Genomic DNA, 24,334 nt, shown 5'->3' on the forward strand with positions numbered 1-24,334 from the left:
GGGCTTGACAGAGGGCGGAGCCCACCGGGCCCAAGAAAAGCCGACACCCACCAGACCCAGAGAGCGCAGGACCGACCAGGCCTCAAAGAGAGCGCCGACGACCAGGCCCGAGGAGGGACGCAGCCAACCGGGCCTGAGAGGGGGCACGGCCCACCGGGCCTGAGAAGCAGCACGACTGATCGGGCCCGAGACGGAGCGCCGCCAGCCCTGGCCTGAGACGGAGCAGGACCGGCCGGGCTTGACAGAGGGCGGAGCCCACCGGGCCCAAGAAAAGCCGACACCCACCAGACCCAGAGAGCGCAGGACCGACCAGGCCTCAAAGAGAGCGCCCGCGACCAGGTCCGAGAGAGCACCGACCGAGCCTCAGTGCTGCCCCTGTCGGGATGTCGGGCCGCACCTCGCCCCCCGGCCCGGCCCCGTGGCCCGCCGGTCATCGCGGCCCCCGGCCCGAATCAGGCCCGTACCGAGGCCAGCGGGACCGTCGGGTACAGGGGCGGTTCCTGGTCGGGGGTCAGGGCTGTGGGGCCGTAGAGCCAGTCCGTGTACGTGTAGTCGTAGGGGTCGCGGGAGCGGAGCAGGGCGTTGCGCTGGAGGCGCTCGGGGCCGTCGTGGTGCCAGAGGTCGCCCCAGGCGCGGGCCGTGGTGATGACGCGGCGGCAGTGCTCCGCGCGTACGGCCTCGTAGGCGGCCAGGGCGCCGTCCCAGTCGACGGTGCCGGACAAGTCGGTTCGCGTGGAGGCGTGTTCCGCCAGGGCCCAGCCGTCCTCGACGGCCATGACGGCGCCCTGGGCCAGGTACTGCAGCGGGGGATGGGCGGCGTCGCCGAGGAGGGCGATGCGGCCGGTGACCCAGGTGGTGATCGGGTCGCGGTCGAACATGCGCCAGCGCCGGTCGCGCCACATCAGGGGCAGGCCCCGCCGGATCGGGGCGCACATGCCGTCGAAGGCGCGGTCCAGTTCCTCGGGGGTGCCCCAGTCCGCCTCACCCGCCAGCGCCTTGGGCGACTCGAAGACGGCGACCTGGTTGAACATCCGGCCGCCCCGCAGCGGGTACTGCACGAAGTGGCAGCGCGGCCCGACGTACACCACCACGTCCTTCTCGTGTACGCCGTTGCCGCGCACCTCCTCGACGGGGAGCGCCGCCCGGTAGGCGACGTACGCGGAGTTGACGGGCTCGTCGTGCACGAGGAGCCGTCGCGCCACCGAGTGCAGCCCGTCGGCGGCGACGACCGCGTCGGCCTCGTCGGTGCGGCCGTCGGCGAACGCCACGCGGGCACCGCCGTCGACGTTCTCGTACGCGACACAGTGCGCGCCCGTCACCAGGTCGACGCCCAGACGGTGGCAGGCGCGCAGGAGGAGGCCGTGGAGGTCGCTGCGGTGGATCACCAAGTAGGGGAAGCCGTAACGGCGTTCGAGGTCGGTGAGGTCCAGGCGGGTCAGCTCGCCGGCGTCGACCGCGTCCTTCATGAGGATGTGCTCGGGGAGCACCCCGAGCGGGACGGCCTCGTCGAGGAGGCCGTACGCGTCGAGAACGCGGGTGCAGTTGGGGGCCAGTTGGAGGCCTGCACCGACCTCGCCGAACTCGGTGGACCGTTCGTAGAGCCGTACCCCCAGCCCCTTGCGGGCGAGGGCGAGGGCGGCGGAGAGGCCGCCGATGCCGCCCCCGACCACGAGGACGTCGGGGCGCCCTTCCGGCCATGTGGCCACAGGGCTGGTCAGGCTGGTCGCAGGGCTGGTCACAGGGCTCACAGCCATGGCGGCAGCGGTGCGGCCGGGGCGCCGTCCGCTGTCGTGACGCCCTCGTACGGGCGGCCGGCGAGGTACGCGGTGACCTCGGCCGGGGTGCCGTGGACGCTGGGGACGGCGGACTCACCGCGCCTGGCGAGGATGTCGACGCGGAGTGCGGCGCGGAAATCCGTCGGCAGGTCGGCGAACCGCACGCCGCTGTCGAGGTCGACGGCGTGGACCAGGACCTCCCGGGCACGCAGCCACGGGATCTCGCTCGCCGGCACGGTACGGCCCTGGGCCGTGACCACCTCCGCCCGCCACTGTTCCCCGGTGAGCGCGGCCATCGCGTCGGCCAGCGTCCGCGCGGACTCCTCGAAGCGGGCGGTGAGCCGGGCGCCGGGGAGCCGGGCGCCCGCCTCGATGTCCGCGTCGCGCTGCCCGGGGGACGTGTACATGGGCGTGGGTTCGCCGGTGCGCGCCCAGTGCACGAGGTTACCGAGGGCCTCGGCGTTCCCGGCCAGATGGGCGACCAGGTGCCCGCGGGTCCAGCCGGGGAGGGCCGAGGGGGCGCCGTACGACGTGTCGTCGAAGCCGGCGAGGACCTTGCGGCAGAGGGCGGTGCCCTCGTCGACCCAGGCGAGCGTGGTGCGGAGCTCCCTGGCCTGCCCCTTCTCACCGGTCCTCATCGCGAGCCGTCCGGGACCACGCGGTTCTCCAGGCGGCCCAGGCCCTCGATCTCGGTGATCACGGTGTCACCGGGATTGAGGAACACCGGGGGCTTGCGGGCGTGGCCGACGCCGCCCGGGGTGCCCGTGGCGATGAGGTCGCCGGGGTTGAGGCGGATCATCGTGGAGACGTAGCGGACGAGGTCGACCGGGTCGAAGAGCAGGTCTCCGGTGTTGTCCCGCTGCATCAGGCGGCCGTTGACCGTGCAGCTGATGTCGAGCGCGGGGCGGGGGCCGCCGGCCTCGTCGGTGGTGACGAGGTAGGGCCCGACGGGGGTCGTGGCGTCCCAGTTCTTGCCCTGGAGCCATTCGCGGGTGCGGAACTGCCAGTCGCGGCAGGTGATGTCGTTCAGCACGGTGAACCCGGCGATGGCGGCGGCCGCCTCCGCCTCGTCCGCGCGCCGGACCGGTCGGCCGATGACGACCGCCAGTTCGGCCTCCCAGTCGAACTGCTCGGTCTCGGCGGGGCGGCGGATGTCGTCCCGGGCACCGATGAGCGTGTCCGCGAACTTGCTGAACAGGGTGGGATGTTCGGGGAGGTCGCGGCCCATCTCCTTGATGTGGTTCCGGTAGTTCAGGCCGACGCACACCACCTTGGTGGGGCGCGGCACGAGCGGGGCGAACACGGCACCGGCCAAGGGGTGACGGGGGCTGTCGGCGGTGGCGGCGGCCGCGAGCCCGCCGGGCGCGGCGAGGACGGCGCCCACGTCGGGCAGGCCGAGGTCGATCAGGGAGTCGCCTTCGACGCGGACGGCGGTGGTACCGGCATCAGGGGCGGTACTCGAAGCACTACTGATGCTCCCAGCGCTCCCAGCGCTCCCGGCGTCCCCGATACGGATGGTGGCGAGCTTCACGCCTGGCTCTCCTCTACATGGCTGCGGAACAGGTTGAGTTTGGTGAAGATCGGCGCGTCGCCGAACTGGAACAGGTCGAGGGCGCCGGAGTCGGAGTCGGACCGGGACGCCTCGGAGCGGATCGAGAGGGGCGCCCAGGAGGGGACGACGAAGAGGTCGCCGCGCTGGACGGACCAGGAGAAGTCGCCGACGGTCACCCGGCCCGACCCGTCGAACACCTGGTAGACCGAGGACCCCGTCTCCCGGCGCGGAGCCGTCTGCGTACCGCTGCTGATCCGGTGGAACTGGGCGCGGATGGTCGGCAGGACGTCCCGGCCGGTGGTGGGGTCGGTGTAGCGGACCAGGGCATGTCCGGGCTCGACGGTGCCGGGGTGGCCGGCGCGTTCCAGATCCAGCTGGTCGGCGAGGGCGGCGTCGGTGGCGGCCCAGGGGTAGCGCAGCAGCGGGGTGCCCGTACCGGCCTCGGACCGGGGCCCGAGCTGCGAGACCGGGGCCAGCCCGGGGTGGCCCCAGAGCCGCTCCGAGCGGGAACGGCCGGGGGCCTGGTGTTCCTCCTCCGACAGCTCCTCCCGCCCGAAGTCGAAGAACTGCGCCTCGACGTCGTACTGGAAGGGGATGTCGAGGCCGTCGATCCAGGCCATCGGCTCGTCGGCCGCGTTGTGGTGGGCGTGCCAGTTGAGGCCGGCCTGCGGCAGGAAGTCGCCGCGCCGCATGGGCACCGGATCGCGCTCGACGACCGTCCACACGCCCTCCCCCTCGACGACGAAGCGGAAGGCGTTCTGGGTGTGGCGGTGCTCGGGCGCGTTCTCGCCCGGCATCAGGTACTGGATGGCGGCCCACAGCGTCGGGGTGGCGTACGGCCGGCCGCCCAGGCTCGGGTTGGCGAGCGCGATCGCGCGCCGCTCCCCGCCCCGCCCGACCGGCACGAGGTCACCGGACCGGCCCGCCAGGTCCAGCAGCGTCCGCCACTCCCAGCGGTGCGGCTGGGCCTTCGACCGGGGATGGGGCGGCATCAGATCGCCGATCCGCGTCCACAGCGGCACCAGCAGGGCCTTCTCGAAGCCCCGGTACAGATCCTCCAGCTCCGGGGTGACGGGCGGCTGATCCGGCAGGTCCTCGGCGGTGAGCGAGACGGGCGAACCGGCGCGCGGCTCCATGTCGGTATCGGTCATACGGGAACGGTGCGCCGCCCGGCCGACCGGAGAACAGTAGATTCTGCACAGCGGAACAGGAGGTCGATCGGCGTGGCCAAGCCCATGAAGAACCCGCCCACGTACGGCGTCACCAGCGTGGATCACGCGCTGCAGCTCGCGGTGATCCTTCAGGTGGAGGGCCCGATCACGGTCTCCGAGGCGGCCGAGCGGCTCGGGGTGGCCCGGTCGACCGCCCACCGGCTGCTGTCGACGCTCGTCTACCGGGACTTCGCCGTGCAGAACGAGGACGACCGCACCTACCGCGCGGGCCCCGTCCTGGAGATCGCCGACCGGGCGCAGTCGGACGTCACGGCCCTGCGGTCCGCCGCCCTCGGCCCGCTGCGCACCCTCGTCGACACCCTCGACGAGACCGCGAACCTCACCATCCGCACCGGCCGGACCGTACGGTTCATCGCCTCGGTCGAGTGCTCGCGGGCGCTACGGGTCGGCAACCGCGAGGGCATGGTCTTCCCCGCCCACCAGGTGACCGGCGGCCTCATCGCCCTGGCCGCCCTCACCGACGACGAGCTCACCGCCCTCTACGCGCCCGCCCCGGCCGACCCCGCCGAGGAACGCCCCGACCTGCCCAAGCTGCGCGCCGAGCTCCGCGCGGTCCGGCAAAGCGGTGTGGCCCTCAACCTCGAACGGTCCGAACGCGGCGTGGTCGCCGTCGGCCGGGGCGTCACCGACGCCGACGGCCGCACCGTCGCGGCCGTCTCGGTCTCGATGCCGAGCGTCCGCCACTCACCCGGCCGCCTGAAGGAGGTCGTCACCGCGCTGACCACGGCGGCGGAGGCGATCTCCAGGGCGATCGCCGAGGCAGACCGCTGAGGCAGACCGCTGAGGCAGACCGCTGAGCGTTCGTTCGCGCGGCGGTGCCCGCGGGGGCGGGCATCACCCGCGTGCCCCCGCTAGGCGTCTGCGTCGGCACCGGTGGTCTCGTCGAAGCTGGCGAAGTACGCGGCGGCCATGTCCTCGTCGGCGTGCCCCTGCGCGGCGGCGCGGGCGAGACGGTCGGCGCCGGCGGCGGCCACGTCGAGGCGTACGCCGTGCCGCTCGCCGGCCTCGACGATGAGGCGGGCGTCCTTGGCGGCGGTGGCGACGGCGAAGGAGGCCGGGGAGAGTTTTCCGTCGAGGACGAGGGCGGACTTGGCGCGCAGATAGCCCATGTCGAGGGGGCCGCCCTCGATGATCTCGAAGAAGGACCGCGGGTCGACGTCGAGGGCCTTGGACAGGGCTAGGACCTCACCGGCCGCGTTGGTCGCGGCCAGCACCCAGCTGTTGGCCACGAGCTTGAGCCGGGTGGCGGTGCCCGCCGCGCCGTCCTCACCGGTCCAGACGGTACGGGCGCCGACGGCGTCGAAGACGGGGGTCACCGTGCCCCGCCCCTCGACCGGCCCGGCGGCCAGCACGGTCAGCTGCCCGGCCTCGGCGGGCTGCCGGGTGCCGAGGACGGGGGCGTCGTAGAAGAGCAGCCCGTGCTCACCGGCGAGCGCGGCCAGCTCAGCGACGGCCTCGACACCGGCCGTGGTGGACTGCACCCACACCGTGCCGGGGCTCAACGCGGGCGCCGCCTCACGCATCACGTCCAGGGCGGCGGCCCCGTCGTACAGCATGGTGAGCACCACATCGGCACCCCGTACGGCCTCGGCCGGACTCCCGGCGATCTCCGCACCGTCGGCGCCGAGCGGCTCGGCCTTCTCCCGGGTACGGTTCCACACCCGTACGGCGAGACCGGCACGCACGAGGCTACGGGCCATCGCGGCCCCCATGATGCCGGTACCCAGGACACTTACGGTGAGCTTGTCGGTCATGACGTCAACTTCCTGCCGCGTACAGAGCGTTGGCAGTCTCGCAGCCGGGGGAGGGCGCGGGGGCGGTACGACACCGGGTGGGGGTCACCTGACCAGCGGATCCGCGAGGACAACGACGCGATCAGCCTCGACATCGAAGCCGAGCACCGGATGGCCAAAGTCGCCCTCCGGATCCATCAGCACCGGCCTGCCCAACCGCCGCCCGATCTCCCCAAGGAAGCCGCAGAACACATCAAGTCGCTCCTGTCCCTGCAACTCCCGCAGGTCGATGTCGAAGTCGACTTCATCGGCGGCATGAAAGCGGAAGATCGCCAACACATCGGCCGTCGGCCAGACCCGCAGGTCCGGGCACTCATCATCCGCCGACCGGGACAGCACGGCCTCCGCCCGGGGCACCGGAAGCACCGACCTTCCCTCGGAGTACCGGCACTTCCAGCCCTTCTCCGCAACAAGATCGAGGACCGCCTGCCAGTCCTCCACCGAAGCATTCGGGACACGCACGTCCGGCAACGACCCCATCAGGTCCGGGTCGAAGAAGCACTTCACGTCATCCCACAGCAGGTCGGTCACCCCGCCATGCTGCCCGGCTCGCCGACCCATCGCACCCCGTTTCCCTTGACCAAAGACATAGGGGCACCCCCCCCGCATGCACGCGCGCCCACCGGGGAAGACCGGGCACGGAAGCCGGACCATGACCAGTACGACCGAGGCGACCTAGGCGACCGATACGGCGACCACGGCGAGCACGGCGACCACGGGAACTGCATAAACCGACACGGTGAAGGGTGAGGCATGACGACCACCGACGCGGCGGGACCCCCCGGCGGCCTCGACGTGCGCCCCGCCTCCGGTCACATCGGCGCCGACATCCACGGTGTCGACCTCGCCGGTCCTCTCGACGACGAGACCGTCGCCGGCATCCGCGCGGCCCTGCTCCGCTGGAAGGTCGTGTTCTTCCGGGAGCAGAAGCTGGACCACGCCGGACAGATCGCGTTCGCGCGCCGCTTCGGCGAGCCGATCCGGCCGCGTTCGAGGGGCTCGGTCTCGCCCCCCGACCACCCCGAGATCGAGACGACGGCCGACCGCCAGGAGCTGGGCCGCAAACACGGCATGGACCAGGCCGAATGGCTGGAACGCCGCCGCCACTCCACCCTCCGCGGCTGGCACGCCGACCACACCGCGCGCATCGACCCACCCGCCCTGACCCTGCTCCGCGCCGAACGCGTGCCCCCGTACGGCGGCGACACCACCTGGGCCAACCTCGCCACCGCCTACGCGCACCTGTCCGAGCCGGTACGCCGGTTCGCCGACGGGCTGCGCGCCGAGCACCGCCTCGGCGTCGGCTACCTCGCCCGCTCCGGCCCGGACCCCTACCTCCGCCACCTCCAGGACCACCAGGTCGCGTCCGTCCACCCGGTCGTGCGCGTCCACCCCGAGACGGGCGAACGCGTCCTGTACGTCAACCCGTACTACGTCGAGAACATCGTCGACGTCACCCGGGCCGAGAGCCGGCTCCTCCTGGAGATGTTCGTCGAGCAGATCACCCGCCCCGAGTACACGGTCCGCTTCCGCTGGGAGCCGGGGTCGGTGGCCCTCTGGGACAACCGCGCCACCGTCCACCTCGCCCCCAACGACACCGCCCACCTGGACTTCCCGCGCATCATGCACCGCGTCATGGTCGCCGGGGACCCGCCCGTCGGCGTCGACGGCACCCCGTCGAAGTCGCTGTGCGGGGCGCCGCTGCACGACCGGAGCGAGTGACTCGGCGGCCGGGCAACCAGGCAACCGAATCCCCCAACCGCCGTGGGAGGCGCCCGGATTCGGGTAACCGGCCCCCATGGGTGACGTACTCGTCGGAACCTGCTCCTGGACGGATCGCGCGCTGCTGGCCAGCGGCTGGTATCCGCGCGGCCATCGCGACCCCGAGCCCCGACTCCGTTACTACGCCGAGCAGTTCCCGGTGGTCGAGGTGGACTCCAGCTACTACGGCCTGCCCAGCCGCCGCAACAGCCTCCTCTGGGCCGAGCGGACACCCCCCGGATTCCGTTTCGACGTCAAGGCGTTCTCCCTGCTCACCGGCCACCCGACCCGCCCGACGGCCCTCCCCGAGGACCTACGGGAGGGCATGCGGGCGGGCATGCGGGAAAGGACCCGGGAGGGCATGCGGGCGGACGGGCGCGACGGGAACCCCGAGTTACTGGACCGGGTGTGGGAACGCTTCGCCCACGCCGTCGAACCCTTGCGGGCGGCCGGCCGACTGGGCGCGGTCCTCTTCCAGTTCCCGCCGTGGTTCACGCCGGGGCGGGAGGCGGAGCGCACGCTGGAGGAGTGCGCGGGGCGTACGGCCGGCTGGCCCGTCTCGGTCGAGTTCCGGCACCCCGCGTGGTGGCGGGGCGAACAGGCCGACCGTACGACGCGGGCACTGGCCCGGCTCGGTCTGATCGCCGTAGGGGTCGACATGGCGCGGGACCTGGGCTCCTCCCTGCCGCCCCTCGCCCCCGTCACCTCGCCCGAGCTGGCCGTCGTACGGTTCCACGGGCGCAGCCCCGCCTGGGGCACCGGCAGCAAGGAGGACCGCTTCCGGTACGCCTACTCCGAGCCCGAACTCGCCGAGTGGGCGCCCCGGTTGCGCGCAGCCGCCGAACAGGTCGACGAGCTGCACGTCCTCTTCAACAACTGCTGCGCCGACGCGGCCGTACGGGCGGCGGAGACCATGCGCCGGGTGCTCGACACGAGGTAGGCAGCCCTGCCGCCCGGCTAACCCACCCGGACCGCCTTCTCCACCGTGACCTGGTCGATCTCCGTCGTACGGACCGTGAGCTTCATCGTCCACTTGCCGGGCAGGGGGAGTTGGAGGGTGTCGGTGGCCCAGTAGCCGCCCCGGTCGGTGAGCTTGGCGTCGATGGGGCCGATCTTCTGGGCCTTGAGGGTGAAGGTGAGACGGAGTTCGGGGACGGTCGCGATGCCGTTGTCGGGGCCGAAGACCACGGCCTGGACGGAGTTCTTGCCCACGCGCCCCGGCCCGAGGTCGATCTGGACCTTGCCGTGACCGTTCGGGGTACCGACGTCGAAGGGGACGGTCGTCGAGGAGGCCGTGATGTCACCGGCCGCCCCGTTCGCCTGCTCCTTCGCGTCCGCCACCGCCCGGCCCGGAAGGGTTCCCGTCAGCACGGTGGTGATCACCAGCACGACGACCGCGACGGTGAACTCCGCGAGCACGGACCGCCGGAGCCCCTGACGCCGCAGATCGGCCGACGAGTCCTCGTCGTCGGTGTCGTCGGCTTCCACGTGACCGGAGGGGACGTCCTTCTCGCCCTCCACATCCGCGACCCGCCCCGCGGCCCCCACCCGCTCGGGAATCCGCGCCGCCGCGGCCGCAGCCGCCCGCTCGGTGGTCTTCGCGGGCTCAGCGGCCTCGGCCGCCACGGCCGCCTCCCCCGAAACCGCCCCCAACCGCCCCGTCCACCGCCGCGAGAACGCCGCCGCCACCAGCAGGAGCACCACCGCGACCAGCTTGGCGACGAGGACCTCCCCGTACGCCGTGGTGGTGACGGCGGACCAGGAGCCGAGGCCGCGCCAGGACTGGTAGACGCCGGTGACGACGAGGACGACCACCGAGGCGAAGGCCAGCCGGGAGAAACGGTTGACCACAGCGGCCGACAGGGACTTCGGCGCCCGGTACAGCACGGTGAGCAGGGCGGTCAGCCCGCCCAGCCAGACGGCCATGGCGAGCAGGTGCAGCACGGAGGAGGTCATCGCGACCGGCACCTGGATACCGGCGGAGGCGTGCTCGGCGGCGGCCCAGGTACCGGCGAGGCCGACGGAGAGCAGGGCCCCGCAGACGAGCGCGCCCTTGCCCCACACCTCCTGCCGCCGCACGCGTACGAGGAGGAACGCGGCCCCGGCGAGCAGCACCAGCCGGGCCAGCAGCGCGAGTCCCGGCCGGCTCACCATCGTGTCGCGCAGGACGGACAGGTCGAGGGCGGCCCCGAGGCCACTGCCCCGCTCGTACGGTCCGCGGAGCAGCAGCAGAACCGCCGAGGCGAGCACCAGCGCCAGCCAGCCCGCCCGCAGCAGCTTGCGCAGCGCCTCGCTCGGGCCCCCGAGCACGACCGCCAGGAAGAAGGTCACGCCGATGAGCAGCGCGAGGGCGCCGTACGCGAAGTAGCGGGTGATGTCGTAGAGGGAGGCGGTGCGCGGGTCCTCGGCGAGGTCGGCGGGGAGGACCGCGGAGGTCGCGGAGGGCTCGCCGATCGAGAAGATCAGGGCACCCGAGATGGGGTGGCTGTCGGCCGAGACCACGCGCCAGGCGATCGTGTACGTGCCGTCGTCGAGGCCGGTGGGAAGGGTGACACGTACCGTGTCGGAACGGTCGTCCGCGCGCCCCGGCTTGCCGGTCTCGACCGCGCGGTTCTCCGGGTCGACGACGCGGAGGGAGTCCTCGAGGAGGCTTACCGACTCGGTGAAGCGGAGGGTGATGTCGCGGGGAGCGGCGTCGAGGACACTTCCGTCGGCGGGGTCACTGCCCTTGAGAGCGGCGTGCGCGGACACGGTCCCCGCCCCGCCGAGGAGGAACAGGACCAGCACGGTGCCCAGCAGCACCAGGCGCTGAACCCCCCGGCCCCGGCCGCGGGGACGGCGTCCGGATCCACCGCTGGGCCCGTCACCGGTTCCGCCATGTCGCCTCGTGCCTCTGCTTCTGATGCTGTCGCCGTCCCTGTCCCTACTCCTGCTCCTGCTCCTGCCCCTGTCCTTGACTGGGTCCCTGTACCTGCCTCGGTCCACGTCGTGCTCCGGATCCACGGTCGCCGGCTCTCGGACTCCTCGTACGGGTACGCACACGGGGAACGCCGCGTTCAACGCCGGTCCCGGGCGCCTGTGTGCCGCCGGACACCCCTGGCCCCCGCCCGGCCTCGGACCTACGCCCGCCCCAGCTCCCCGATCAGGGCCGCCCGCTCCGGATACAGCCGCGCCAACTCCACGGCGTCCCCGTGCTCGTACCCCTCGAAGGTGAACCCCGGCGCCATCGTGCACCCGAACAGCGTCCAGCCCGCGCCTCCACCGTCACCGCCGTGGCCACCCCCGGCTCCATCACCATGGCCGTCGCCGAGGACCCGCGCCCCCATCCAGGTCCCCGCGGGCACGACGTACTGCACGTACTGCCCGTCGAGCACGCCCGGACCGAGGACGACGACCCGTGAGGAGCCGTCCGGGGCGAGGAGCAGCATCTGGAGGGGAGCGCCGAGGTAGAAGTGCCAGATCTCGTCGCCGGGCAGCCGGTGCAGTGCGGAGTAGTCGCCTGGTTCGGTGGTGAGCAGGGCGACGATCGCGGTCCCCTCCGGCCGCCCGTCACCCCGCTCAGGCCCCGCCCACGTCTGACGGAAACGACCGCCCTCACGCGGAATGGGCTCCAGCTCGTAGTGCGCGATGAGGTCTTCGGGAGTCACCCGCCCGAGGCTACGCCCGCCGACCACCGGCCGGAGGATGACCGGCCGCCCACCGGCCCGAGGACGACCGGCAACCCACCGGCCCGAGGACGACCAGCCGTTCACCGGTCGTCCGCCCGCCCCCGCCCCGCTCACTGCCCGCCTACCGCCCGAGGAACGGCTCCCTCCGCAGGAACGCCAACCGCGCCCGCTTCTCCGGCAGATACACATCCGGCAGATCGATCTCCGGCAGCACGACGACCGGCCCGGTCTCGAACCCCTGCCGCGCGAACCGCGCGATCGCCTTCTCGTTCCGCTCGTCCGGATCGACGACGACCCGCCGCCGGTCCAGTCCCACCAGCACGTACGACGTGAAGACCGCCAGCACCGAGGAGGACCACCCCGGCCGTCCCCCGGCCGCCCCGGCGGGCGCCAGCAGCACATGGACCCCGATGTCCCCCGGCTCGACCTCGTAGCACTCACTCACCCGGTCGGCCTCCGGCTCGTACGTCTGCAACAGCCCGACCGGCTCGCCGTCGTGCACCGCGAGATAGGCGTGGTGCGTGTCGAGCGTGCCCAGGTGCTCGTATATCTCCCGCACCCGCTCCCGCGAGAGCCCGTTCATGCCCCAGAACTCGGCCCTCGGCTCACTCACCCAGCCATGGACCACCTCGGCGTCGGCCTTCGCGTCCAACGGCAGGAGCCGCACGGTCCCGAACCCGTCGACCACCTGCTCGTGGACGGCCACGCGGCCACCGTACGGCTCAACGGTCATGGCACTGCTCCTCATTATCGTTCTGGATGCTGTTCTCGACGTCCTTGGTGAGCCGGTCCCAGTCGGTGACGACCGGTACGAGGTCTCCCTTGAGCCAGAGGGGAAGCTGGTCACGGTGGTGGGCCGAGCCGCCGACGCCGGACGCACCGAACGGCACCACCCAGAGGCTGTCCTCGCGGCGGGCCAGGTCCCAGACGTACCGGGCGGCGGGCCCGCGAGCGCTGAGGTCGGTGAGGCCGGGGACGGCGGACGTGCAGAGCACGCAGTCGTGGTCACCGGCCAGCCCGGGCTCGTCGTAGGGGGCGTTCGGGCCGGCGTCCGGGAGCGCGCGCCACGGCACGAGCCGGTGGTGGTCGCCCCAGCGCGCGGACTCGGCCCCGGCGACCTCCTCCAGCGCCTCGCGCACGAGCGCCGGCCGGTCGATCCCGTACAACTCCTCCGCCCTGAGGAGATGTTCGAGCGCGAAGCCGACCCGGACGGTGAGCGAGAGCCACGGCCGGAAGACCTCGGGGTACGCCGGCGGTACGGCCAGCGCCGCGAAGGCGGGCTGCGCCGCGAGCCGCCGTACGACGGCCCCGCGCAACGCCGCGTACGCCGCCGCGTCGGCACTGTCGGCGTCCATCCGCCGATCCCAGCGCACCAGCCGGCGCCGAAGCCCGGCCGCGGCCGGGGTGAGGGGGGCCGGTCCGTCGGCAGGCCTCCCCTCGGGGCGATCGTCGCCCCCGCGGTCGCCGGCGAGGGCGGACACATGGTCCAACAGGGCCCCGGCGGAGGCGAGATGGGTGTCCATGTGGATCGTGGGCATGTCCGGGGCCGACCACATCCGCTTCTCGTCCAGCATCGCGCGGATGCGTGCCGCCCGGTGCGGCGGGGCGAACTCCACACCCAACGGGGTCGCTGCACCACGTTGGTTGGCCATCACGGCGACGCCGTCCTCGACCGTCCCGTACGGCGTCTCGTGCCACCCCTCCCACGCGTGCCCCGGCTCCCAGGCGGCGACGATCCGCGTCCGGTTGTCCCGGCTCCGCACCGGCACCCGCCCCGCCACCCGGTGCAGCACCCCGCCCCGCGTGTCCGCGGCCTGCACGACGTTCACGGGCTCGGCCCACCGATCGAACGCCCGGTCCACATCGGCGACTTCACGGGCCCGGAGGAGGGGAAGCAGCGCGCTGAGCCCGAGATCCTCCGTGACACGAGGCGGATAGCGGAGGCTGATGGGCCCGACGGCGTCGGAGTCGGAGTCGGGGTCGGCACCGCGGTGGGCGTCGGCGCCCGGGTCGAGGCCGGGGTCGGCGTGGGGATCCGATCCCCCGATGACGACGGGACCCCGCGCGGTCTCGATCACCTCCACCTCGACGGGCTCCCCACCCGCGACCTCGATGACCTCCACATGCCGGTGCGCGACCCGCCACTGCCCGTCCGGATCGAGCGCCTCGACGACGCCCCCTCGCCCCTGCCCAGGCCCGCCCTCGTGTGCTCCCCCGTCACCCTCATCACCCTCGTCACCTTTGCGGCGGAAACGCAGCCGCTCCCGGTAAAGGTCCTGGTAGTCGGCCATGGCGTTGGTGATCGCCCAGGCCACGTCGCCCGTGTGTCCGAAGTGGGCGATGCCGGGCATGCCCGGGACGGCGAGGCCGACGACGTCGAACTCGGGGCAGGAGAGGTGGATCTGCTGATAGACACCGGGTTCCTCGATGAACCGGTGCGGATCACCGGCGATGACGGCCTGCCCGGTGGTCGTACGGGACCCGTCGACGAGCCAGCCGTTGCTGCCGGTGGTGGCGGGCCCGTCGGTGGCGAAGAGCCCGACCGCGTCGGCGCCGAGATGCCGGACGGCCTCCTCGCGCCAGAGCTTGGCGGGGAACCCGGCGAACAGGATGTGCGTGGCGAGCCAGACGCCGAGCGGATGCCAGGCCTCCCAACGCCCGGGCACGAGCCCGACCCGCTCGAACTCGGGCGCGCGCCGGCCGCCCTCGACGAGCCCTTCGTTCACGCCCTCGACGTACGCGCGGACCCAGTCGGCGGTCTCCGGATCCGTACTCTCCAGACGGGCGAAGCATCTTCGGGCCGTGTCGTCGAGGCGGGCACGTCTCGCGAACCGGTCCCAGGGGAGGGCGTCCACGCCGAGGAAGGCGGCCGAGGTGCCCTGGGCACGGTGGCGTTCGACCTCCAGCTGCCAGGCACGGTCGAGGGCGGTGACCCGGCCCTGCGCGCGGGCGAGTGCGCGGGCGTCGGCTGCGCGGAGGTGAGGAATACCCCAGGCGTCACGATATGTCCCGCATGTTCCGCATGCCACGTGGCTCAAAATGGCTCCCTGATCGCACCCTCGCGTACCGCCGATGTCCCGCATCCCCGCACCCCGCCTGTGATTTAGGTTAGCCTCACCTAAGCAATCCGTGATCAAAGCGTACGTGAAGGGTGCAGAAGCCATGAGGCAGGGGCACGGCTGGGAAGGAGCGGTCCTCAAACTGCTCCGTGCGAAGGACTTCGTGTTCACGGTCACGGGTGCGGAACAAGTCACCGAGCACTACCGCCGGGTCCACCTCACCGACGGCGGCATGCTCGCGGCGACCGGGGTCCACCCGACGATGTGGGTACGCCTCTGGTTCCAGGCCGCCGGCAAGCCGCACCAGCGGGCGTACACCCTCGTCGGCCCCGACCCGGCCGCCGGGACCTTCAGTCTGGAGTTCGCCCTCCACGACGGCCACGCCAGCGACTGGGCCCGCGCCGCGAAGCCCGGCGACACCATCGAGGCCACGGTCCACGGCACGGCCTTCACCGCCCCGGACCCGACCCCGACCCACCTCCTCGCGATAGGTGACCCCGCGTCCCTCCCCGCCATCAACTCCCTCCTCCATGCCTTCCCCTCGTCCCCGGCAACGCTCTGGTTCGAGACGCCGGGGGAGACGGCGGCAGGGGCCGAGGCCGGTCCCGGCGAGGAACCCAAAGCGCCGGCGGGGGCCGAAGCCGATGGAGCGGGCGGGCTGCCCCTGCACCTCGATCCCACCCGTCACGACTTCCGCCCGGTCCCCCGTCAGGACGCCGGTGCCCGTCTCCTCGCCCAGGTGAAGACCGACGCCCCCGCCCTCCTCGAGAACACCCCCGACCCCTACGTCTGGATAGCCTGCGACACCGTGACGACCCGTTCCCTGTCGGCGTACTTCCGCAAGGAACTGGGCCTGCCGAAGCAACGGATGCACGCGCTGGGCTATTGGCGCCCGTAGCCGCGACCGCCAGCGCTGGCCCCAGCCCACGGGTCCCCCAGCACGCGTGAGCCGCACGGCGGCCAAGCGGCGCTTCTTCGCCAACCCGCGCCGGGGTGACACCGAGCCCCAGCGCTGACCCGTCACCCATGGCCGGCCGACCGAGCGGCCGGGCTGCGCCACACCTCCCGGCGCGCGATCATCGGGGGATGGACGTCACCCTGCACCTCGCCCAGGACCCCGAGGCGGACGAGCTTCTCGGCCGCAGCCCGCTCGCCGCACTGGTCGGCATGCTGCTGGACCAGCAAGTGCCGATGGAGTGGGCATTCAAAGGCCCCTGGACCATCGCCCAACGGCTGGGCGCGGACGACCTGGACGCCCAGGAGATCGCCGCGATGGACCCGGAGTCCTTCGCGGCGCTGCTCTCCGCCAAGCCGGCGGTGCACCGTTACCCGGGCTCCATGGCCAAGCGGATCCAGCAGCTGTGCCAGTACCTCGTCGACCGTTACGACGGTGACGCGAGTGGGGTCTGGCGGGACGCGACGACCGGCAAGGAGCTGCTCTCCCGCCTGGAGTCCCTCCCCGGCTTCGGCCACCAGAAGGCCCAGATCTTCCTGGCCCTCCTGGGCAAACAGCTCAAGGTCCAGCCCACCGGATGGCGCGAGGCCGCCGGTTCCTACGGCGATCCCGGCTCCTTCCGCTCCGTGGCCGACATCAAGGGCCCCGACTCCCTCGCCAAGGTCCGCGCCCACAAACAAGAAATGAAGGCCGCCGCCAAAGCCGCGAAGGCCGCGAAGGCCTCCGGCAAGTAACCGCCGAAGAGCCCCGCGCCCCGAAAGTGGCGCGGGGAACTACGCGACGAGCCCCTCCGCGCCGAGGCCCTGCGAACAGCCGTCGCCCCCCAAGAGAACTCCCGGCAACCCGCCGAAGGCCACCCGCCGACATCACGGGCCCCCTCCCGGAGAAGCCGCGACCAGCCCCGTGGCGTACACGCGGGGAACACGCGGGGAACACTCGGAGAGCCCGCAAGCCCCCGACCGAGCCCCCACAACACCCACCGAACCTCCACAGAATTACCGCTTCGCCCCGCTTTGCCCCACCTTTTCCGGGGTCGCACTCCGTCGCCATGGCTGCGCCCGGAACGTCTCGACCGGTAGGCTTTCCGTGTGATCTTCAAGCGCATCGGAAACGGCCGGCCGTACCCCGACCACGGCCGGGAAAGCACCCGGCAGTGGGCGGACGTCGCGCCGCGCCCGGTCCGCCTCGATCAGCTCGTGACGACCAAGGGGCAGCTGGACCTGGAAACCCTCCTCGCCGAGGACTCCACCTTCTACGGCGACCTCTTCGCGCACGTGGTGAAGTGGCAGGGCGATCTGTACCTGGAGGACGGCCTCCACCGCGCCGTCCGCGCGGCCCTCCAGCAACGCCAGGTGCTCCACGCCCGCGTCCTCGAACTGGACTAGCCCCGCCGGTTGGCCCTTTCGGGTTGGACTGCAGCGCGGTGAATGATCATCTAGTAGGCATCATCGCCCAACGGCACTACGCTGCGCTCATGAGCATGCTGACTCCTCCCGGCATGGGCGGCCAGTACCGGATCACGGGGGACAAGTACCCGCGGCTGCGACGACCCAAGAGGCGCCGCAGGCTCGTGCTCGCGATCGTCGCGTCCGCGACCGCGCTGGGTCTCGTCGGCTGGGGGACCCTGCAGCTCATCGACGTCTTCACCGGCGACAACGACCAGGCGGCCGCCGCCAGCCCCAAGGCGGACTGCGCGACCCGCGTGAGCCCTTCCCCGTCGGCGGGCGGATCGTCCGGAATGACGGGGACGTCAAAGACGCCGGGGAAGCCGGGGAAATCGGGGCAGCCGGGCGCGTCCGCGAGGGACCTCCCCGCGCCCGCCAAGATCACCGTCAACGTCCTCAACGCCACGCCCCGCGCCGGCCTCGCCAAGGACACGGCGGACGAGCTGAAGAAGCGCGGCTTCCGAATCGGGAACGTGGGCAACGCGACCGAGGAGTACGACAAGAAGGTCAAGGGCGCCGCGATACTGCTCGGCGCGAAGGCCGCCGAGGGCGCGGCGCTGGCCGTCCTCAACACCCAGCTCACCGGTGCCCAGCTGAAGACCGACGGCCGCGCGAAGGCCACCGAGGTCGACCTCGTCATCGGCACCGGCTTCAAGTCCCTCAGCAAGCAGAAGGACGCCGACAAGGCCCTGGCCGCCCTGACCAGTCCCGAGCCGACGCCCACCAGCACGAAGTCCTGCTGAACCGCGCCCTGGGCTACTCGGCGGCGCCGTACAACCGGTCGCCCGCGTCTCCCAGGCCCGGCACGATGTAGCCGAGCTCGTTGAGGCGCTCGTCGACGGCGGCGGTCACGACCGTCACCGGGGCGCCCGCCAGCTCGCGCTCCATGATCTCCACGCCTTCGGGGGCGGCGAGGAGCACCACGGCGGTCACGTCGTCGGCACCGCGGGCGATCAGCTCACGGATCGCGGCGACGAGGGTGCCGCCGGTGGCGAGCATGGGGTCGAGGACGTACACCTGGCGGCCGGAGAGGTCCTCGGGCATGCGGGTGGCGTACGTGGAGGCCTGGAGCGTCTCCTCGTTGCGGATCATGCCCAGGAAGCCCACCTCGGCGGTCGGCAGCAGCCGGACCATGCCGTCGAGCATGCCGAGGCCGGCCCGCAGGATCGGCACGACCAGCGGGCGCGGGCGGGCGAGCTTGACGCCCGTGGTCGGGGCGACCGGCGTCTCGATGTCGACCTGCTCCGTGCGCACGTCACGGGTGGCCTCGTAGGCGAGCAGGGTGACCAGCTCGTCGGCGAGACGGCGGAAGGTCGGGGAGTCGGTGCGGCGGTCGCGCAGCGTGGTGAGCTTGTGAGCGACCAGGGGGTGGTCGACGACATGGAGACGCATGCCCCCACATTAACCGGGGCTCCAGACGCGAGCGCCCCGTCCCCGCATCACCCGACCGATGGCATCAAATCCCCCGTCAGGGGGAAAGTGGGATGAACGTAGCCGACCCGATGAGCCGACACCGCACGGTGGTGAGCCCATGCCGAACACGAACAACGGTCCCCCACGCCAACGGAACCCCACCAGGCGAACCAACCAGAACCACACTGCCGACCAGCGGCAGGGGACCGAACGGGGACACATGACCAACGGGTCGAGCCAGCCGACCGGTGCGACAGCGAGGACCGCCGACAGGCCGCCACGAACGACTGACGGTGCGCGGCAGCCGACCGGCGGGACCGCAAGGACCGCCGACAGGCCAGCACGGACGACAGACGGGGCGCGGCAGCCGACCGGCGGGACCGCACGGGCCACCGACAGGCCAGCACGGCGGGCAGACGGGCCAGAGCAGACGGCGGGCCGGACGGCCCGAACACCCGGCAGGGCGACACAGGCGACTGTCCGAGCGGAGCGGAGCGCCGACGAGGCGGCACGAGCAGACGGTCGCGCAGCGCAGACGGACGGCACCGAGGCGACACGAACCCGCAGCCGCGCAACGCAAACGGACGGCACCGAGGCCACACGAACCCGCAGCCGCGCAACGCAAACGGACGGCACCGAGGCCACACGAACCCGCAGCCGCGCAACGCAGACAGACGCCGGCAAGGCGACACGAGCAGACGGTCGCGCAGCGCAGACGGACGCCGGCGGGGCCACACCGAGCGCCGGTAGGGCCGCCCAGACAGCCGACGGCCGGGCAACACCGAACGCCGGTGCAGCCGCGCAGGCGACCGGCGAGGCGCCGGGGCCGGAGGCCGAGGAGAGCGACGCGGCGCGTCGGCGACGGCGGGCTCAGTTCCTGCGGGAGCGGACGGAGGCGCGGGAGTTGCGTGACCGGGTCCAGCCACGCCGCGCCAAGGCCGCCCGCCTGCGCCACGCCATGCGCATGCGCACGTTCCGCTGGTGATTTCGGGGGGCCCGGTCCCGCCCCCGGCTCAAACCGCACCTGCCCAGCGCAGATCCCCCTCCCCCCTTTTACCGCCCCGGTACTTCCCCGTCCCACCACCTCCCCCGCCCCCTCCCCTGGACCTCTCTTGCCGTGCTCTCGGGGTACGCGTCGGGCATTCACGGGGTGGCCGTGCATATGCGGCCAGGATCTCCGCGTACGATCCGCTGGTGGCGGCAACAGGTGTGCAGGTGAACGGCGGCCCCACCGGCGATCAAAAGAGCCGGACACAGGGAGCCGAAGACATCCCCTGGGCGCTCTGTTTCTGCCACGATTCCGAGTGGGTGGGGCTCGGACCGCAAACCTCCCCACCCGCAACCTCCGCCGGGGGGACCCCCAACCGGCACACCTATGACCAGTGGGAGAGTCACGGTGTACTTCGCCGCACTGCTCGCGCGCACCGAAGACGGGTGGGAAGCGAGCGACACAGAGCTCGACGATGTGGAAACCCTGTCGGATCTGGCCGACCTGGCCCGTGAAGCCTCGCCCGACGACGACACGGTGCTGGTGCTCATCGAGCAGGAGGACGCGTGGTTCGGCGTCGTCCGTATCGATGGCGAGGACGACCCTCGTATCTACGTCTCGGACGCCGCCGCCGCTGCCCGCAGCAGCTACGGCGAGATCCTGCTCACCGACGAGCTGCTCGGAAGGGAGCCCGGCGACGACGACCCCGACCTGGACGCCCTCGACCTCGACGGCACGGAGGACGGTGAGCCGGACGACGAGGATGACGACACGGCCGCCGAAGCCGTGCCGCACAGCCCGGTCGGCGACACCGAGATCCTCGACGACCTGGGCGTGAGCGAGAAGGAGCTGCGCGCCCTCGACGCCGACGACGCCCTCAGCTCGATCGCCGAGGCCCTCGGAGCCTCGGAGGTCCTGGAGACGGTCCGCTGACCGTGGAACCATCGGCTACGTTCCCCGGGTGACCGAAGCAACCGACGCAGAGGCACCGGGCCCCGATCCGGTACGCGACCGCTGGCGGCCCGCGATGCGGCTCGCCCTGGCCGAGGCCGGGCGGGCCGCCGAGGGCGGTGACGTCCCGGTCGGCGCGGTCGTCCTGTCCCCGGACGGCACGACCGTACTGGCCACCGGGCACAACGAACGCGAGGCGACCGGCGACCCGACCGCCCACGCGGAGGTGCTCGCCGTCCGCCGGGCCGCCGCCGCACTCGGCGCGTGGCGGCTGACCGGCTGCACCCTGGTCGTCACCCTCGAACCCTGCACGATGTGCGCGGGCGCACTCGTGCAGTCCCGGGTCGACCGGGTCGTCTACGGCGCCCGCGACGAGAAGGCCGGCGCCACCGGCTCCCTCTGGGACGTCGTACGCGACCGCCGCCTCAACCACCGCCCCGAAGTCGTCGAGGGCGTCCTCGCCGACGACTGCGCGAGGCTCCTCACCGACTTCTTCCGCACCCGTTGAGACCCCGGCAATACCGATTTCAAAGCACGCCCCACCTTGCTGTAAGGTCTCCCTCGGTAGCGTGTCCGAGCGGCCGAAGGAGCTCGCCTCGAAAGCGAGTGTGGCGCAAGTCACCGAGGGTTCAAATCCCTCCGCTACCGCAGGTAGACGAAGGGCCCGGTCCTGTGGACCGGGCCCTTCGTGCTGCTCCGTCTCAGTTTCCGTCTCAGTTGCGCCGAGCAGGAGAGCATCCCTGCATGCCGCCCCTCCCACCGATCACGGGCCCTCGCTGGTTGTCCGGCTTGTCGCCACGCAGTGAGACCGTCCAGCCACGCCCACCCCTGTTAAGTCCACCATCAGTTGCAACCTGGCCTCCACCGGGTCCGGTTACGTCCTGTGACCCATGAGCGGTCGAGTGGCAACCGTGACGCAATCGCGTGACGATTGACAAGTACAGGAAGGATGTCCATCAAGGCGGGAGAGCAGCATGACCGAGGAAGAGGAGCTGCTCTATCTGAATCGCGAGCGGGAAATCGCCGCGTACGAGCAAGGCTGGTGGGATGAAGACGCCCGCACGCAAAGGATGTGCGACATCATTCCAGACCTCCGCGCCGAACTCCTAGCAATCGCCGCTCAAAGTCCCCCTGTCGAGACGAAACACGTTTACAAGCGAGATGGAACCTGGCACTCGGACAGGCTTGGTGAGCAAGCATCAGCTTCAACTTTCATTCCCGCTCCCAAAGACCGGAAGACGCCTCGAAGCGTCTTTATACTGTCTGGAATCCCTGGAGCCGGAAAGACATCCCGCCTTATCCCACTCGCCGTCAGATACAAGGACACATACGGAACTTCGGGGGAAGACCTTGTGGTCCTGTGTGCCGACGAGGTACGCGTCCGGTTGCCCGAGTATGCCGAGGGTCTGGGCTCAATGGTGGTTCACCAGGAGGCATGCGACATCACTTACGAGAGTGACCATCCTCGCGCTATGAATGGCACAGCAGATGTCGTGATCGATGGCATCGGCCGCCCAGTTCACATGTCTGACTACGTGAAGGATTGGTCTGCATCCGGTTGGACGGTCCACATACTGGTCGCACGCTGCACAGCATCGGTCGCTATCCAGCGCATGAAGCAGCGCGCCATCGAGACCGGACGTAGCGTTCCAGAAGGAGTCATAGAATCCGCCGCTGCCGATATCGCGGAGGTAGAAAGAGCACTCCAGGGCGGCACCTGGGGCGTATCCTCCTGGATCATTGTAGATACAAGCAGTGACGGCGCCCTCACGACGGTTGACAGAACCAACGACTGGGCATTCGAATAGTGATCCTTCGGTGGGGCATAGGGCACGGCACGGAGCTGTTGAACCCACTAGAGGAGAATCGAGAGGAGGCGGCGGATGTTGCCCGAGAGCCTGGTCAAGGCGGAAATCAAGCTGCGTGAGGCCGAAGATGATCTCGCCGCTGCTCTTGCGCATGGCACCACGGCCGAGAAGGAGACTGCGCGCGAGGCCTGGCGCGGCGCGCTGCTTGAGAAGCGACACGAGGTTGAGGCCGCATGGCGGGCACGATCTGCCCAGACTGCCGGAGCGCAGTCGCAAAGCCTCTGACTTTCGGCATGGCACAAACAGCCCACCCTAGGGCCCCTCCCGTAGACACAGGAGGGGCCCTAGTGCACGGTGAAATCTACCGTTCCATGAGTGCTAGCACCTAAGCGCTAGCGTCCCGATCCGCCGGTCCCCCGTCATACTTCCAGATCAATCCGTCGACCTGTCGTGCAACGTCGCTGCGGACGGAGTCGACCATGTGTTGGTACCGCGCGGCCATGGCCGTGGTGGACCAGCCCATGAGCCCCATGACGGCCCGTTCGGAGACTCCGAGGATCAGCAGGACCGTGGCGGCGGTGTGCCGAGCGTCATGCAGCCGGCCGTCTCGGACCTTGGCGCCGTCAAGCAACTCCTTCCAGTCGTCGTAGTCCGTCCGGGGTGATGTGCCCCGCCCGATCGGCGTAGCGAAGAGCCACCCTTCGTCCGTCCATTCGGCGCCAGCCGCCGCGCGTTCGGCCTGCTGCTTTGCCTGGTGGGTGCGCAGGAGGTCTACGAGCTGGGAGGGCAATCCCACGGCTCGCCGTCCGGCACGGGACTTCGTATCGGCTGTCTCCGGGTTGGTCCGCTGACGCTGCGGGCAGTAGCCAGCCTTCCTGCCGCAGGTGTCCCCGCACCCGTGGGCGTAGCGCGGCCGACGGCGGCTCCGCCGAACCATGAGGACCCCTCGGTCAAGGTCCACGTCCGACCACTTGAGCCCGAGTGCTTCACCCTGGCGGAGCCCGAGGGCGAGCGCCACGGCCCACCGTGCGGAGTTCCGACGGTCGTCAGCCGCGCGCAACAGCCGCTGAACCTCTTCGACGGTGTAGGGCTCGACTTCCTCTTCCCGGACGCGGGGGGCCTTGGCCAGTTGGACGGGGTTCCGCCCCAGGTGGCCACGGCGTACCGCTTCGTTCAGCGCGGTGCGGAAGGTGCGGTGAATCTGATGGATCGTTCCGGCCTTACGACCGTCGACCAACATGTTCCCGTAGAAGCGCTCGATGTGCTCCGGCCGGAGCTTGTCCAGCCGGTGAGAACCGAGCGCGGGAATCAGGTGCTTCCGGACGGCGACGCCGTAGCCGACCATGGTGTTCTCATTCACCGCGAGCGGCGCGATGGTGTCGACCCAGTGGGTCAGCCACGTCTTGACCGTCCACGGCTTGCCCGGCTTGGCGAGGGTCTTGGCCTCGCGCTGCTTCTCCAGCTCACGGACGGCCGCCGTCACTTCGGCGCGCGTCTTGCGTTCGACGTGGCGCCGGTCGGGGCGACCGTCGTCGCGTACACCGACGGTCACTCGTCCGTGCCATTTCCCGTCGGTGCCCAGGTAGATGGAGGATCGGCCGTTGGGCTGGCGGGTGCGCTTCTTCTCTTCTGCCATGCGTACTCCTCAGGCGGCCTGGACGGCGGTGATGGTGGCGGTGTGGTGCTGCCGCTTCCGGCGGCGGGTGACGAACTCCGGAACGGCGTCGGCGGGGACCCTGCGGAGGTGGCCGACGGTGATGGACTCCAGCTCTCCGGAGCGCACGAGCGCGAAGCATGTGGTCCGGCCGATCTGGAGGCGGCGGGCAGCCTCTTCGACGGTCAGCAGTACGAGGGTGGGGTCGATGGCTTCGGCGAGTCGGGCCGTGTCCATGCGGTGGCTCTCCTTCGTCACATGACGGCGGGGGCTTGGCCCC

Annotated in this window: 24 protein-coding genes and 1 tRNA gene; 12 read left to right on the forward strand and 13 right to left on the reverse strand. The window is 71.4% G+C overall.

Annotated elements, in window-relative coordinates; genetic code table 11:
• Positions 1–452 precede the first annotated feature (452 nt).
• Genes ACWD26_RS04665 through ACWD26_RS04680 form a run of 4 tightly spaced genes read right to left on the reverse strand, consistent with a single transcriptional unit; the run spans position 453 to position 4,478 of the window.
• Positions 453–1,754, reverse strand: a complete 1,302-nt coding sequence (locus ACWD26_RS04665) for an FAD-dependent monooxygenase (protein WP_451266167.1) — start codon at positions 1,752–1,754, stop codon at positions 453–455.
• The gene (locus tag ACWD26_RS04670; RefSeq protein WP_451266169.1) at positions 1,745–2,413 is read right to left on the reverse strand and encodes a maleylpyruvate isomerase family mycothiol-dependent enzyme; all 669 of its coding nucleotides are present in this window, start codon (positions 2,411–2,413) and stop codon (positions 1,745–1,747) included. The genes ACWD26_RS04665 and ACWD26_RS04670 overlap by 10 nt, the downstream gene beginning before the upstream one ends.
• Entirely contained in the window at positions 2,410–3,306 is an 897-nt protein-coding gene (locus ACWD26_RS04675; RefSeq protein WP_451266171.1) for a fumarylacetoacetate hydrolase family protein, read from the reverse strand. Before ACWD26_RS04675 ends, ACWD26_RS04670 begins: the two co-directional genes overlap by 4 nt.
• Positions 3,303–4,478 carry a cupin domain-containing protein gene (locus tag ACWD26_RS04680; RefSeq protein ID WP_451266173.1) on the reverse strand — a complete coding sequence of 392 codons (1,176 nt, stop codon included), beginning with the start codon at positions 4,476–4,478 and terminating at the stop codon, positions 3,303–3,305. Before ACWD26_RS04680 ends, ACWD26_RS04675 begins: the two co-directional genes overlap by 4 nt.
• 72 nt (positions 4,479–4,550) lie before the next feature.
• Between ACWD26_RS04680 and ACWD26_RS04685 the strand changes: the two genes are divergently transcribed.
• Positions 4,551–5,330: an IclR family transcriptional regulator gene (locus ACWD26_RS04685; RefSeq protein WP_451266174.1), complete on the forward strand. Its 780-nt coding sequence runs from the start codon at positions 4,551–4,553 to the stop codon at positions 5,328–5,330.
• Between the two features lie 80 nt (positions 5,331–5,410).
• Here ACWD26_RS04685 and ACWD26_RS04690 read toward each other — a convergent pair whose 3' ends face one another.
• Together ACWD26_RS04690 and ACWD26_RS04695 are read right to left on the reverse strand one after the other, a co-directional pair.
• Positions 5,411–6,313: an NAD(P)-dependent oxidoreductase gene (locus ACWD26_RS04690; protein ID WP_451266176.1), complete on the reverse strand. Its 903-nt coding sequence runs from the start codon at positions 6,311–6,313 to the stop codon at positions 5,411–5,413.
• 84 nt (positions 6,314–6,397) lie between these two features.
• Complete coding sequence (locus tag ACWD26_RS04695; RefSeq protein ID WP_451266178.1) at positions 6,398–6,883, reverse strand: hypothetical protein; 486 nt, start codon at positions 6,881–6,883, stop codon at positions 6,398–6,400.
• A 222-nt stretch (positions 6,884–7,105) separates the two neighbouring features.
• Between ACWD26_RS04695 and ACWD26_RS04700 the strand changes: the two genes are divergently transcribed.
• Positions 7,106–8,074, forward strand: coding sequence for a TauD/TfdA dioxygenase family protein (locus tag ACWD26_RS04700; protein WP_451266180.1), 969 nt, complete (start codon positions 7,106–7,108; stop codon positions 8,072–8,074).
• Between the two features lie 76 nt (positions 8,075–8,150).
• Positions 8,151–9,053 (forward strand): DUF72 domain-containing protein, encoded by a 903-nt coding sequence (locus ACWD26_RS04705; RefSeq protein ID WP_451266182.1) that lies wholly within the window; start codon positions 8,151–8,153, stop codon positions 9,051–9,053.
• Between the two features lie 17 nt (positions 9,054–9,070).
• On the opposite strand, the gene ACWD26_RS04710 is transcribed toward ACWD26_RS04705, so the two are convergent.
• The 4 genes from ACWD26_RS04710 to ACWD26_RS04725 all read right to left on the reverse strand — a co-directional run bounded on the left by ACWD26_RS04710 (position 9,071) and on the right by ACWD26_RS04725 (position 14,864).
• A complete protein-coding gene (locus ACWD26_RS04710) occupies positions 9,071–10,915 on the reverse strand; it encodes a copper resistance CopC/CopD family protein (protein ID WP_451266184.1) in 1,845 nt (614 codons plus the stop codon).
• A gap of 317 nt (positions 10,916–11,232) precedes the next feature.
• Positions 11,233–11,760, reverse strand: coding sequence for a cupin domain-containing protein (locus tag ACWD26_RS04715; RefSeq protein ID WP_451266186.1), 528 nt, complete (start codon positions 11,758–11,760; stop codon positions 11,233–11,235).
• A gap of 142 nt (positions 11,761–11,902) precedes the next feature.
• Entirely contained in the window at positions 11,903–12,514 is a 612-nt protein-coding gene (locus ACWD26_RS04720; protein WP_451266188.1) for a GNAT family N-acetyltransferase, read from the reverse strand.
• Positions 12,504–14,864, reverse strand: coding sequence for a penicillin acylase family protein (locus ACWD26_RS04725; RefSeq protein WP_451266190.1), 2,361 nt, complete (start codon positions 14,862–14,864; stop codon positions 12,504–12,506). The genes ACWD26_RS04720 and ACWD26_RS04725 overlap by 11 nt, the downstream gene beginning before the upstream one ends.
• 79 nt (positions 14,865–14,943) lie before the next feature.
• On the opposite strand from ACWD26_RS04725, the gene ACWD26_RS04730 reads away from it, so the two are divergent.
• From ACWD26_RS04730 to ACWD26_RS04745, 4 genes are all read left to right on the forward strand, one after another.
• Complete coding sequence (locus ACWD26_RS04730; RefSeq protein WP_451266192.1) at positions 14,944–15,738, forward strand: siderophore-interacting protein; 795 nt, start codon at positions 14,944–14,946, stop codon at positions 15,736–15,738.
• 188 nt (positions 15,739–15,926) lie between these two features.
• Positions 15,927–16,529, forward strand: a complete 603-nt coding sequence (locus ACWD26_RS04735) for an HhH-GPD-type base excision DNA repair protein (RefSeq protein ID WP_451266194.1) — start codon at positions 15,927–15,929, stop codon at positions 16,527–16,529.
• A gap of 354 nt (positions 16,530–16,883) precedes the next feature.
• Positions 16,884–17,180, forward strand: a complete 297-nt coding sequence (locus ACWD26_RS04740; protein WP_003999914.1) for a type II toxin-antitoxin system VapB family antitoxin — start codon at positions 16,884–16,886, stop codon at positions 17,178–17,180.
• A gap of 113 nt (positions 17,181–17,293) precedes the next feature.
• Positions 17,294–17,983 carry a LytR C-terminal domain-containing protein gene (locus tag ACWD26_RS04745; RefSeq protein WP_451266638.1) on the forward strand — a complete coding sequence of 230 codons (690 nt, stop codon included), beginning with the start codon at positions 17,294–17,296 and terminating at the stop codon, positions 17,981–17,983.
• A 13-nt stretch (positions 17,984–17,996) separates the two neighbouring features.
• Here the strand turns inward: ACWD26_RS04745 and upp are convergent, their stop codons facing one another.
• Positions 17,997–18,632 (reverse strand): uracil phosphoribosyltransferase, encoded by a 636-nt coding sequence (upp, locus tag ACWD26_RS04750; protein WP_451266196.1) that lies wholly within the window; start codon positions 18,630–18,632, stop codon positions 17,997–17,999.
• 1,417 nt (positions 18,633–20,049) lie between these two features.
• Between upp and ACWD26_RS04755 the strand changes: the two genes are divergently transcribed.
• The 5 genes from ACWD26_RS04755 (at position 20,050) to ACWD26_RS04775 (ending at position 22,685) form a co-directional block, all read left to right on the forward strand.
• Positions 20,050–20,574, forward strand: coding sequence for a tRNA adenosine deaminase-associated protein (locus ACWD26_RS04755; protein ID WP_451266640.1), 525 nt, complete (start codon positions 20,050–20,052; stop codon positions 20,572–20,574).
• Positions 20,575–20,668: 94 nt separating this feature from the next.
• Positions 20,669–21,100, forward strand: coding sequence for a tRNA adenosine(34) deaminase TadA (gene tadA, locus ACWD26_RS04760; protein WP_451266642.1), 432 nt, complete (start codon positions 20,669–20,671; stop codon positions 21,098–21,100).
• Between the two features lie 55 nt (positions 21,101–21,155).
• Positions 21,156–21,240 (forward strand) — tRNA-Ser (locus ACWD26_RS04765).
• A 326-nt stretch (positions 21,241–21,566) separates the two neighbouring features.
• Entirely contained in the window at positions 21,567–22,400 is an 834-nt protein-coding gene (locus ACWD26_RS04770; RefSeq protein ID WP_451266198.1) for a zeta toxin family protein, read from the forward strand.
• Positions 22,401–22,475: 75 nt separating this feature from the next.
• A complete protein-coding gene (locus tag ACWD26_RS04775) occupies positions 22,476–22,685 on the forward strand; it encodes a hypothetical protein (RefSeq protein WP_451266200.1) in 210 nt (69 codons plus the stop codon).
• Positions 22,686–22,785: 100 nt separating this feature from the next.
• Here the strand turns inward: ACWD26_RS04775 and ACWD26_RS04780 are convergent, their stop codons facing one another.
• Together ACWD26_RS04780 and ACWD26_RS04785 are read right to left on the reverse strand one after the other, a co-directional pair.
• On the reverse strand, positions 22,786–24,036 hold the full coding sequence (locus ACWD26_RS04780) for a tyrosine-type recombinase/integrase (protein ID WP_451266202.1): 1,251 nt from the start codon (positions 24,034–24,036) through the stop codon (positions 22,786–22,788).
• Positions 24,037–24,045: 9 nt separating this feature from the next.
• Positions 24,046–24,291, reverse strand: a complete 246-nt coding sequence (locus tag ACWD26_RS04785; RefSeq protein ID WP_319165652.1) for a helix-turn-helix domain-containing protein — start codon at positions 24,289–24,291, stop codon at positions 24,046–24,048.
• Between the last annotated feature and the right edge of the window lie 43 nt (positions 24,292–24,334).

It is taken from the genome of Streptomyces sp. NPDC002787 (assembly GCF_053592095.1).

Coding starts and splice junctions, on each gene's coding strand:
- ACWD26_RS04735 (WP_451266194.1), top strand. CDS start 15,927: ATGGACGTCACCCTGCACCTCGCCCAGGACCCCGAGGCGGACGAGCTT.
- ACWD26_RS04725 (WP_451266190.1), bottom strand. CDS start 14,864: ATGCGGGACATCGGCGGTACGCGAGGGTGCGATCAGGGAGCCATTTTG.
- upp (WP_451266196.1), bottom strand. CDS start 18,632: ATGCGTCTCCATGTCGTCGACCACCCCCTGGTCGCTCACAAGCTCACC.
- ACWD26_RS04670 (WP_451266169.1), bottom strand. CDS start 2,413: ATGAGGACCGGTGAGAAGGGGCAGGCCAGGGAGCTCCGCACCACGCTC.
- ACWD26_RS04720 (WP_451266188.1), bottom strand. CDS start 12,514: ATGACCGTTGAGCCGTACGGTGGCCGCGTGGCCGTCCACGAGCAGGTG.
- tadA (WP_451266642.1), top strand. CDS start 20,669: ATGCGGCTCGCCCTGGCCGAGGCCGGGCGGGCCGCCGAGGGCGGTGAC.
- ACWD26_RS04745 (WP_451266638.1), top strand. CDS start 17,294: ATGGGCGGCCAGTACCGGATCACGGGGGACAAGTACCCGCGGCTGCGA.
- ACWD26_RS04780 (WP_451266202.1), bottom strand. CDS start 24,036: ATGGCAGAAGAGAAGAAGCGCACCCGCCAGCCCAACGGCCGATCCTCC.
- ACWD26_RS04705 (WP_451266182.1), top strand. CDS start 8,151: ATGGGTGACGTACTCGTCGGAACCTGCTCCTGGACGGATCGCGCGCTG.
- ACWD26_RS04775 (WP_451266200.1), top strand. CDS start 22,476: ATGTTGCCCGAGAGCCTGGTCAAGGCGGAAATCAAGCTGCGTGAGGCC.
- ACWD26_RS04700 (WP_451266180.1), top strand. CDS start 7,106: ATGACGACCACCGACGCGGCGGGACCCCCCGGCGGCCTCGACGTGCGC.
- ACWD26_RS04665 (WP_451266167.1), bottom strand. CDS start 1,754: ATGGCTGTGAGCCCTGTGACCAGCCCTGCGACCAGCCTGACCAGCCCT.
- ACWD26_RS04690 (WP_451266176.1), bottom strand. CDS start 6,313: ATGACCGACAAGCTCACCGTAAGTGTCCTGGGTACCGGCATCATGGGG.
- ACWD26_RS04770 (WP_451266198.1), top strand. CDS start 21,567: ATGACCGAGGAAGAGGAGCTGCTCTATCTGAATCGCGAGCGGGAAATC.
- ACWD26_RS04730 (WP_451266192.1), top strand. CDS start 14,944: ATGAGGCAGGGGCACGGCTGGGAAGGAGCGGTCCTCAAACTGCTCCGT.
- ACWD26_RS04680 (WP_451266173.1), bottom strand. CDS start 4,478: ATGACCGATACCGACATGGAGCCGCGCGCCGGTTCGCCCGTCTCGCTC.
- ACWD26_RS04785 (WP_319165652.1), bottom strand. CDS start 24,291: ATGGACACGGCCCGACTCGCCGAAGCCATCGACCCCACCCTCGTACTG.